The organism is Alsobacter sp. P4_H11, assembly GCF_056400925.1.
The window spans coordinates 111,110-120,111 of the sequence record NZ_JBFUKI010000014.1; the positions used below are offsets into that span (position 1 = coordinate 111,110).

Annotated in this window: 8 protein-coding genes and 1 rRNA gene; 3 read left to right on the forward strand and 6 right to left on the reverse strand. The window is 70.1% G+C overall.

Annotation, left to right across the window (positions count from 1 at the left end):
• Position 1: 1 nt before the first annotated feature.
• Complete coding sequence (locus AC1DSZ_RS21660; RefSeq protein ID WP_476840403.1) at positions 2–898, forward strand: DMT family transporter; 897 nt, start codon at positions 2–4, stop codon at positions 896–898.
• Positions 899–1,082: 184 nt separating this feature from the next.
• Here AC1DSZ_RS21660 and AC1DSZ_RS21665 read toward each other — a convergent pair whose 3' ends face one another.
• The 4 genes from AC1DSZ_RS21665 to AC1DSZ_RS21680 all read right to left on the reverse strand — a co-directional run bounded on the left by AC1DSZ_RS21665 (position 1,083) and on the right by AC1DSZ_RS21680 (position 4,154).
• Positions 1,083–1,523, reverse strand: a complete 441-nt coding sequence (locus AC1DSZ_RS21665; RefSeq protein WP_476840404.1) for an acyl-CoA thioesterase — start codon at positions 1,521–1,523, stop codon at positions 1,083–1,085.
• Positions 1,523–2,704, reverse strand: a complete 1,182-nt coding sequence (locus tag AC1DSZ_RS21670; RefSeq protein WP_476840405.1) for an iron-containing alcohol dehydrogenase — start codon at positions 2,702–2,704, stop codon at positions 1,523–1,525. The genes AC1DSZ_RS21665 and AC1DSZ_RS21670 overlap by 1 nt, the downstream gene beginning before the upstream one ends.
• A gap of 67 nt (positions 2,705–2,771) precedes the next feature.
• Positions 2,772–3,440: an alpha/beta hydrolase gene (locus AC1DSZ_RS21675; RefSeq protein WP_476840406.1), complete on the reverse strand. Its 669-nt coding sequence runs from the start codon at positions 3,438–3,440 to the stop codon at positions 2,772–2,774.
• Between the two features lie 51 nt (positions 3,441–3,491).
• Complete coding sequence (locus AC1DSZ_RS21680; RefSeq protein ID WP_476840407.1) at positions 3,492–4,154, reverse strand: DNA-3-methyladenine glycosylase family protein; 663 nt, start codon at positions 4,152–4,154, stop codon at positions 3,492–3,494.
• A gap of 68 nt (positions 4,155–4,222) precedes the next feature.
• On the opposite strand from AC1DSZ_RS21680, the gene gluQRS reads away from it, so the two are divergent.
• On the forward strand, positions 4,223–5,116 hold the full coding sequence (gene gluQRS, locus AC1DSZ_RS21685; RefSeq protein ID WP_476840412.1) for a tRNA glutamyl-Q(34) synthetase GluQRS: 894 nt from the start codon (positions 4,223–4,225) through the stop codon (positions 5,114–5,116).
• Here gluQRS and AC1DSZ_RS21690 read toward each other — a convergent pair.
• Entirely contained in the window at positions 5,100–6,020 is a 921-nt protein-coding gene (locus AC1DSZ_RS21690; RefSeq protein WP_476840408.1) for an AEC family transporter, read from the reverse strand. The two genes, gluQRS and AC1DSZ_RS21690, sit on opposite strands and share 17 nt — an antisense overlap.
• A gap of 72 nt (positions 6,021–6,092) precedes the next feature.
• A complete protein-coding gene (locus tag AC1DSZ_RS21695) occupies positions 6,093–8,135 on the reverse strand; it encodes a peptidoglycan DD-metalloendopeptidase family protein (RefSeq protein ID WP_476840409.1) in 2,043 nt (680 codons plus the stop codon).
• Between the two features lie 733 nt (positions 8,136–8,868).
• On the opposite strand from AC1DSZ_RS21695, the gene AC1DSZ_RS21700 reads away from it, so the two are divergent.
• A 16S ribosomal RNA gene (locus AC1DSZ_RS21700) occupies positions 8,869–9,002 on the forward strand; the annotation flags it as partial.

Sequence of the window (9,002 nt, forward strand, 5' to 3'; positions counted from 1 at the left end):
GGTGATCGCCGCGCAACCGTCCAACGGCGTCGTCATTGCGCGCCTTTTGGCCTGCTCGCTCCTGTGGGCGTCGGGCTTCCTGTTCATGAAGCTCGCCGGAACCGTGCACCCCTTCGTAACGGCGGCGAGCCGGGCCTCAGTTGCGGCGGTGGCGCTGTCGGCGTGGTTTCTGCTGCGCGGCCAGAATCCGCTGCCGCGGCGCGACGAGGCCGCGCCCTGGCTGGTGCTCGGCACACTGAACGGCTGGTTGCCCAACGTGCTCACCGCCTATGCGCTGTCGCAGATCACGGCCGGGCTCAGCGCTATGATCCAGGCGTCCGGCCCGCTGATGGTGGCCGTGCTGGCGCATTTCGCCTTCGCGGACGAGAGGCTGACACGCCGGCGCGTGCTGGGCGTCGCGGTGGGCTTCGTCGGCATGGCGGTGCTGGTGGGGCCCGCGGCGTTTCTGGACGTGAGCGGCGGGGCGCTCGGCGTTCTCGCCATGGTGGCGGTGTCGTTCAGCTACGCGGTCGGCAACATTTACGCCAAGACGGTGCGGCACGTGGAGCCGGCCCGCATGGCGCTGGGCCAGCAGAGCATCTCGGCGCTGGCCTCGCTGACGCTGACGCTCCTGTTCGTGCGCGCCGAGGCGCCGGGGCAGATCGCCGCCAACCTGCCGGTGCTGGCCGCGCTGGGGCTGGTGGCGACTGCCGTGCCGATCACGATCTTCATGACGCTGATCCGCACCGCCGGGCCCACCAAGGCGGCGATGATCGGGTATCTGCTGCCGGTCTGGGCCACCCTGATGGCGGTGGTGGTTCTCGGCGAGACCGTGAGCCTGCGCGACTTGGCCGGCGCTGCGATCATCCTCGTCGGCGTGTGGATCGTCTCGACGGCGCCGAAGGGCGAGGTGGGGTAGTTCCAGCGCCACGCCCGTACCCGCGAGTGGTCGCAGCCTACCCTCCCCTTGAGGGGAGGGTGGGCATTGCGGCTTCCGCCGTCATTGCGAGCGGAGGCTAAGCAATCCAGTCTTATGGCCCGGCGTTCAGGCTGGATTGCTTCGCTGGCGCTCGCAATGACGGGAGGGTGTCATAGGCAGCCAGCTAGCTTCGTAGCAGCTCTTCCAGCGCCTCCCGCATGGCGGGGGCGATCGGGACGGGGCGCTGGGTGGCGCGGTCCACCGCGACGTGGACGAAGCGGCCCTGGGCGGCGGCCTCGTGGTCGCCGGGGCGGAAGACCCCGACCGCATAGGTGACCGAGCTCGTTCCGAGCTTTTCCACCGCGAGGCCAATCTCGATCGGCTCCGGGTAGGCCAGGCTGGCAAAGTAGCGGCAGTTGGTTTCCACCACGAGGTTGATGGTCTGGCCTTTCTCGATGTCGAGAAAGCCGCCTTCGATCAGCCAGGCGTTCACGGTCGTGTCGAACCACGTGTAGTAGACCGTGTTGTTGACGTGGCCGTAGGCGTCGTTGTCGCCCCAGCGGGTCTGGATGGGCGAGAAGCGGCGGTAGTCCGCCCGGGTGCGGCGGGGCTCGCGGTCGCTCATCACCAGGCCTGCCGGTAGATCGCGAGCGCATCGGCCTCGGTGAGCGGGCGCGGGTTATTCACCAGCAGGCGCGTCTGCTTCATGGCGTCGGCGGCCAGCGTGGGCAACGCTTCCTGCGGGATGCCGACGTCGCGCAGGCGGCTTTCCAGCTTGCAGGCGGGCGCGAGGCCGGCCAGCGCTTCCGCGAAGGCGTCGGCGCGCATGCCGGCCGCCGTGTCGGCGAGCTCCGGGAAGAGGTCTGCGGCGATCTCGGCGTACACGGCCGCGGCGGCGGGCGCGTTGAAGCGGATCACGTGCGGGAGAACCAACGCGTTGGAGAGGCCGTGGGGCACGTGGTAGCGGCCGCCGATCGGGTAGGCGAGGGCGTGCACGGCTGCGACCGGCGAGTTGCCGAAGGCCTGCCCGGCCAGCATGGCCCCGAGCAGCATGTCGCCGCGCGCCTGTCGGTCGGCGCCGTCCCGGACCGCTTTCAAGAGCGCGCCGCCGAGCAGTTGCAGCGCCTGGCGGGCAAGCATGCGCGACAGCGGGTTGTTGTTGGGCGAGGCCGACGCATAGGCCTCGATGGCATGCACCATGGCGTCGATGCCGGTCGCGGCGGTGACGTGGGGGGGCAGGCCGAGCGTCAGGTCGGGATCGAGCAGCGCAACGTCGGGGAGGATCACGGGCGACACCACGCCCTTCTTCTCGTTCTCGCCTGTGGTCACGATGGAGATCGGCGTCACCTCCGAGCCGGTGCCGGAGGTGGTCGGGACCAGAATGAGCGGCAGGCGAGGGCCCTTGGCGAAGCCGACGCCATAGATGTCCGACAGGCTCTCGCGCCCGGCCGCCAGCAGGGCGACCAGCTTGGCGACGTCCATCGAGGAGCCGCCGCCGAGCCCGATCACGCCCTGCGCGCCGGCCGCCGTCGCGGCCTCAACCGCCGCCATCACGACCGCCTCGGGCGGGTCCGCCACCACGGCGTCGAAGACCGAGACCTCGATGCCGGCCGCGCGCAGGGACGAGAGGGCAGGTTCGACGAGGCCGGACGCGACCACGCCCTTGTCGGTGACGAGCGCGATGCGGGCGCCGGCGAGCGGGCGGGCGATCTCGCCCAGGCGGGCGATCGCGCCGGCGCCGAAGACGATGGATTTCGCCGTGTTGAACGTGAACGGGTTTGTGTCGGAACTCGTGATGGCGTTCATGGGCGCGCGCTTCCCCGGCTGTTTCGCCGCAGGGTAGCGGGCGTGAACGCGGGCGGAAAGCCCGTGATCAGAACCCCGGCGTGCGCCCGGTGAGGGACTGGGCGACGAACTGCCCGGCATGGCGCAGCCCCTCGCCGTCGATGCCGTGCTCGACTCCGAAGGAGAGATGCCACTGGCAGGACAGCTGCGCCTTGGCGAGGCCGATCGCGCCCATGAATAGCGCCTGCACGGGGATTACCGGGTCCTGGTCGCCATGCACCAGCAGCACGGGCGGCGCGCCCGTCGCCTCCGCGGCCAGGTGTTCGGGCCCCACCAGCATGCCCGAAAAGCCCACGATGGCGCCCGGCGGGCGCGGGCGACGCAGGCCGGTGTGGAGCGCCATCATGGTTCCCTGGCTGAAGCCCACCAGCGCGAGCTGCTTGTCCGGCAGCCCCCAGCGTGCGAGCTCGGCGTCCAGAAAGGCGTCCAGCGCGGGCCGCGCTCCCACTACGCCAGTCCAGCGCTCGTGCGGGTCGCGCATGGTGAGCGGAAACCACTGCCGGCCCATGGGGGCGCCGTCGCAGGGGTCGGGCGCGTGCGGGGCCACGAAGGCGGCGTCGGGCAGCCAGGCGCGCCATTCCTCGCCGATGTCGATCAGGTCGCGCCCGTCCGCGCCGTAGCCGTGCAGAAACACGACGAGCTGCTTCGCCACGCCGGTGACGGGGGGAAGCCGAGGACCGTCGAGGATAGCCGCCATGATGTTCTCCGGGGTGCGCGGCCTTCGTTGTGCAGCGTCCGGCGCGCCGGATCAACCGACGCCGAGCCGCTCCTGGTCGCCGGGCGGAACCACGTCGCGGCCCTTGGCGACGCGGTAATAGGCCCAGAGCAGCGTCGCGGCCGCGCCGCGCCAGGGACGCCAGCGCTCCGCCATGGCGGTGAAGGCCTTGGGGGAGGGGCGCTCGGAAAGGCCGAAGCCGAGGCGCGCGGCCTCCTGCAGGGCGAGGTCGCCGGCCGGGAAGGCGTCCGGATGGCCGAGGCAAAACAGCAGGTACACGTCCGCCGTCCAGGGGCCGACGCCCTTCACGGCGCAAAGGCGCGCATGGGCGTCATCGGCCGGCATGGCGCCGAGGTCATCCAACGGCAGATGTCCGCTCACGATCGCGTCCGCGATCGCCTTGGCGGCGCGGATCTTGTTGGCCGAGAACCCGCAGGCGCGCAGGTCGTCGTCCGTGGCCGCCAGAATGGAGGCGGGCGTCGGCGGATCATAGCGGGTGGAGAAGCGCGTCCAGATCGCGGCCGCGCTGGCGGTGGAGACCTGCTGGCCGATCATGATGGCGCAGAGGCCCGGAAAGCCCGGCGGCCTGCGGCGCGGCGCGATGGCCCCGACTGCGGCGCGCAGCGGCGCGAGCGCGGGGTCCTGGGCGACGAGCGCCGACAATGCGGCGGCGAGCTCCTCCTCGGTGCGGATCATGGTTGCGCGGCGCGGGCTTGGTGGGGAACAACAGGAGGGTCGATCATCCGCCGCATGGGAGGGCCGAACTGGCCGCCGCGCAACCCGTTTTCCGCTTCGCGCCGAGCCCCAACGGCCTGCTGCATCTCGGCCACGCCGCGTCGGCGCTGCTGAACGCCCAGCTCGCCACGCGTCTGGGTGGGCGCCTGCTGCTGCGCATCGAGGACATCGACCCCGGGCGCTCGCGGCCCGCGTTCGAGCAGGCGATCCGGGACGATCTCGCCTGGCTGGGACTGCGCTTCGACGAGCCCGTGCGGCGCCAGTCCGAGCACCTGGCCGACTACGCCGCCGCGCTGGATCGGCTTGCCGGGCGCGGGCTCACCTATCCGTGCTTTTGCACGCGCGGCCAGACGGCCGCCCGCATGGCGGAGGCGGAGGCCGCCGGCGCGCCGCTGCGACGCGATCCCGACGGCGCGCCGGTCGGCGCCTGCCGCTGCGCGGCGCTGCCCGCGGCTGATCGCGAGGCCCGAATCGCGGCCGGCGAGCCGCACGCGACCCGCCTCGACGTGGCGCGGGCTCTGGCGGCCACAACCGGTGCGGCGCTCGGCTGGAGCGAGTGGGATCCGGCCACCGGCGCGGAGCGGCGGGTCGTGGGCGATCCGGCCCGCTGGGGCGACGTCGTGATCGGCCGCAAGGACGTGCGGGCGAGCTACCATCTCGCGGTCGTGCTGGACGACGCGCTGCAGGGCGTCACCCACGTGGTGCGGGGTGAGGACCTGCGCGAGGCCACGCATGTGCATGTCTTGCTGCAGGCCCTGTTCGGGCTTCCGACGCCCCTCTACCACCACCACGGGCTGGTGCTGGACCCGGACGGCCGCAAGCTCTCCAAGTCTCTTGGCTCCACGGCGCTGCGCAGCCTGCGCGCCGAGGGCGCGTCGCCGGAGGAGATCCGCGCGCGGTTGCGTTTCAGCGCACGCCCATGATGGCGAGCCAGATGGCCGAGGTGGCCACGCACACCGCCGTCGAGATCGCGATCGCGCCCGACGAGATCGCGACTCCGGTCCGGTAGCGCTCGGCGAAAAGGTAGGCGTTCACGCCGCACGGCATGGCGGCGAACATGACGGCCACGCCCGTCCACGCATACGGCACCGTGAACACGTAGCGGGCCAGCACCAGCACGATCAGAGGGTGAACGACGAGCTTCAGCCCCGCCAGGATGGCGGCCAGCACCGGCTGGTCGCCCATGCCGTAGCGGCGCAGCGCGATCCCCATGGCGAACAGCGCGCAGGGGCTCGCGGCCGCGCCCAGCATGTCGACGATGGTCTTCACCGCCCCGGGCAGCCCCGAGGGCAGAAACTCGCGGGCCAGCACCGCGACCGCGATGGCGATCAGCAGCGGGTTGGTGACCAGCTGGCGCAGGATGCGTCGCACCGGCACGCCGCGCCCCTCGGCCAGCACGGTCGCGGTCGTCATCGTGATCGGCAGGTGGATGGCGATCAGCAAGAACAGCGGCACCGCGCCTTCCGGCCCGAAAGCCTCCAGGATGAGCGGAATGCCGACCAGCACGGTGTTGGACTGCCCGGCCGTGAAGCCCGCGACCACGCCTTCCACGTGCGAGACGGCGAAAAACTTGCGGGCGACCAGCGTCGCCAACGTCCAGGTGACCAGCACGCCGCCGAAATACGAGAACCAGTAGCCCCAGGGCTGGGAAGACGGCAGGTCGGCGGCCGTGAGCGTCTTGAAGATCAGCGCCGGGATCGCTACCGCGAACACGAAGTCGGACAGGCCCTCGCCGGTGCGGTCCGTCACATAGCCCACCGCGCGGGCCGCGTAGCCGAGCCCCATCAGGCCGAACACGGGCAGGACGACGGTGAGGACATGCAGCATGGCGGGGCGCTTCTGCGGCCCCGTCGGGGCTTGGGGAAGGGGCGACGACCCGGTCCGGCCGCTCCGGCCCGGCTACTTGGCGCGCTCGGCCATCCGGGTTGCGGTGGGGGCCTTGCGCATCAATTCGTCTATCCGGTCGCGTTCGCGTTGAAAAGCGCTGACCTGCTGTGCGTCCAGCTCACGATTGCGCGGCAGCTTGATGGTGAGCGGATCCACGAGGTTCTCGTTGATCATCACCTCGTAGTGGAGATGCGGACCAGTGGAGAGGCCCGAGCTGCCGAGGTAGCCGATCACCTGGCCCTGGCGCACGCGCGAGCCTTCCTTGATGCCCTTCCCGAACGCCGACATGTGGTTGTAGGTGGTCACGAACCCGTAGGAGTGCTCGAGCTCGACGCGCCGCCCGTAGCCGGACTCCCAGCCCGCCAGCCGCACCCGGCCATCGCCGGCCGCGATGATGGGGGTGCCCACCTTGTTGGCCCAATCGACGCCGTTGTGCATGCGCGAGTAGCGCAGAATGGGGTGGTAGCGCATGCCGAAGGTGGAGCGCAGCGTGCCCTCGGCGATGGGCTTCCTGATCAGGAACTTGCGGTTCGACTTGCCGAGCTCGTCGAAGAAATCGACCACGTTCTCGTCGCCGAGCTGGAAGCGATAGTAGCGCTTCTGCTGGCCGGCGACCGACAAGGACGCGAAGAGCACGTCCGGCCGGCCCTCGTTTTCCTCGTCCTCCGAGTAGAACACCTCGAAGCTGTCGCCGCCCGAAACGCGCCGCTGAAGGTCGAAGTCGTAGAAGCTGATCTTGATCAGCTGGTCGAGCACGGGGCGCGGAATGTCGTGCTTGAAGCCGGTCTCGTAGATGCTGTCGTAGAGACGGATGCCGCCCGGCTTGTCGTCGGCTTCCTCGTCGTCCTCGCTGGACACGGGCGTATCGGCCTGCGGAGGCGCGACCGAGACAAAGTCGTTGCGATCCGACAGCGCCCCGATCGCCGTGATCGTCTCGCCGTCATAGATCATCGCCCGCAGCAGCAGCGGGGCCGAGCCCTTGGCGGCGGGGCCGAACAGCAGCTTCAGCCGCTGGCCCTCTCGAACTGGCGATTCCTTGAGCCGCGCCGCCAGGGCGGATGCGAGCGACTTGATCTCGGCCGCCGAGGCGCCGTTGGCTTTCAGCACCTGCTCGAAGCTTTCGCCGCGCTTCACCGTCACCATGCGCTCGTCCTGCGGCGGCGCGGCCTCGCGCGCGGCCGCGGGCGTCTTCGGGCGGTTGGTCACGTTCTCGGGCACGAACGTGACCTGCATGGTCGAGAACGCGATGCCGGGCGCCGGCGCCGGCGCCGCAGACGGGTCCGGCTGTAGCCGCGGGGCGGTGAGCGCCATGGTGAGCATGCGCTGCGAGGCGAGCGCCAGGGGCGCGCGCTGGCCGGCGTCGCGCACGGCCTTCTGCTCCTCGGCCACCTGCGCGGCGGCCTGCTCGGCCGTCAGAACCGCGCCGGGCTCGGCCGGGCCGTCATAGCCCGCGAGCGGGCGCCGCTGCACGGAGACCTCCGCGTCGCCATCCGTCAGCTCGAGTTCGGGCGCGGCCTTCTCGGCCGCGATGTCCGCGCCGCCATAGAGCTTCATCGGGTTGAAGGGCGGCACGTCGTCCGAAAAGCCCAGCGAGCCGAGCGCCAGGTTGGTGGCGACGCGCACGAAGGGCTTGATCTTGATGACCTCGCGGTCGCCCACCTTGATGGTGGTCGGAGTCCGGAAAGCCTGCTTGGCCGACACCACGTCGCTGGCGACGAACAGCTTGTCGCCCCGCCGCGGCGACCTGTCGCCCGCGGTCGCGCCGCGCTGGGCCGGCGTAACCGCGAGTTCGCCGCGTTCCGCAAAGGTCATCTCGCCGTCGAGCGAGATATAGATGGCGGAGCCGATGAGGGTCGCGCCAAACAGCCCCGTGAGGATGATGCCCGACAGCCAGCGCAGGCTGACGCCGCGGCGATCGTGCCGCGGCTGGTCGCCATCGCGCGACAGGGCCGGCTCGTGCCCGAGCTCGACATGCGGCATGCCGGGCCCATTGGACCGGACGCGGCGCGTCGATCGGGTCAGGCGGGATCCCTGCGTCATGGGGATTGCGGACATGGGCTGTCGGAAAACCTTTGGCGGCGATCGGAACCGGCGCTCTCGGCGCCGGTCGGGTACACAGGGAAGCGGGCGACGCGACGCAGGCCCGAAGCCTCGGCGCACATTGACGATCCCGGTCCGGACCGTCAATCGACGCAGGCGACGCCGCCTGTGCATGCCTTAAGGAGCCATCACCGTGGCGCCAATGGGGCGAAGCCGACCGCCGGCTGCCGCGCAACCGGAAAGGCGAAGCGTCGAATGCGGCCGAATGCGAGGCCGCGCAAAGGAAAGCGCCACGCTGGCGCATTTGCCGTCACCCGCCTGTCGCATTTTTTTGCAAGACGCCGTTGACAGGGGGGAACGGGCGGCTCTATAAGCCCCTCACACACGGCGACGCCGCCGGCAACGACGGCGCACCGGCAATAACTTCTCTGCAGCACGGGCCTAAGCCGCCCGACCTCGGTCGGGGCAGACGCTGTTTTTGTCGGGATGCCGTTCGCATCAAACTGATGCCGCTCTTTGACAATCAGGATGGAAGAAAGAGAAACGCGGACGGCCGTGTCCTTGCGGATCCCGAAGAGATGCTCGAGAGGGTGTTTTTGTAGGGGTCGAATGGATCGGCTTGAAACGCGTTTCGAGCTCACAAWRTGGTTCTGGCCTTTCGGGGTTGGAGCCGATGTGAACTCCGTCAATAGGTCGCCGAGAGGCGACCGAGTGCATAACGCGTGATCAGCCAAATGATCTMACTCTTCAACTTGAGAGTTTGATCCTGGCTCAGAGCGAACGCTGGCGGCAGGCTTAACACATGCAAGTCGAGCGCCTGTAGCAATACAGGAGCGGCAGACGGGTGAGTAACGCGTGGGAACATGCCCTTTGGTTTGGAAT

Coding starts and splice junctions, on each gene's coding strand:
- AC1DSZ_RS21665 (WP_476840404.1), bottom strand. CDS start 1,523: ATGAGCGACCGCGAGCCCCGCCGCACCCGGGCGGACTACCGCCGCTTC.
- AC1DSZ_RS21670 (WP_476840405.1), bottom strand. CDS start 2,704: ATGAACGCCATCACGAGTTCCGACACAAACCCGTTCACGTTCAACACG.
- AC1DSZ_RS21675 (WP_476840406.1), bottom strand. CDS start 3,440: ATGGCGGCTATCCTCGACGGTCCTCGGCTTCCCCCCGTCACCGGCGTG.
- AC1DSZ_RS21680 (WP_476840407.1), bottom strand. CDS start 4,154: ATGATCCGCACCGAGGAGGAGCTCGCCGCCGCATTGTCGGCGCTCGTC.
- AC1DSZ_RS21690 (WP_476840408.1), bottom strand. CDS start 6,020: ATGCTGCATGTCCTCACCGTCGTCCTGCCCGTGTTCGGCCTGATGGGG.
- AC1DSZ_RS21695 (WP_476840409.1), bottom strand. CDS start 8,135: ATGTCCGCAATCCCCATGACGCAGGGATCCCGCCTGACCCGATCGACG.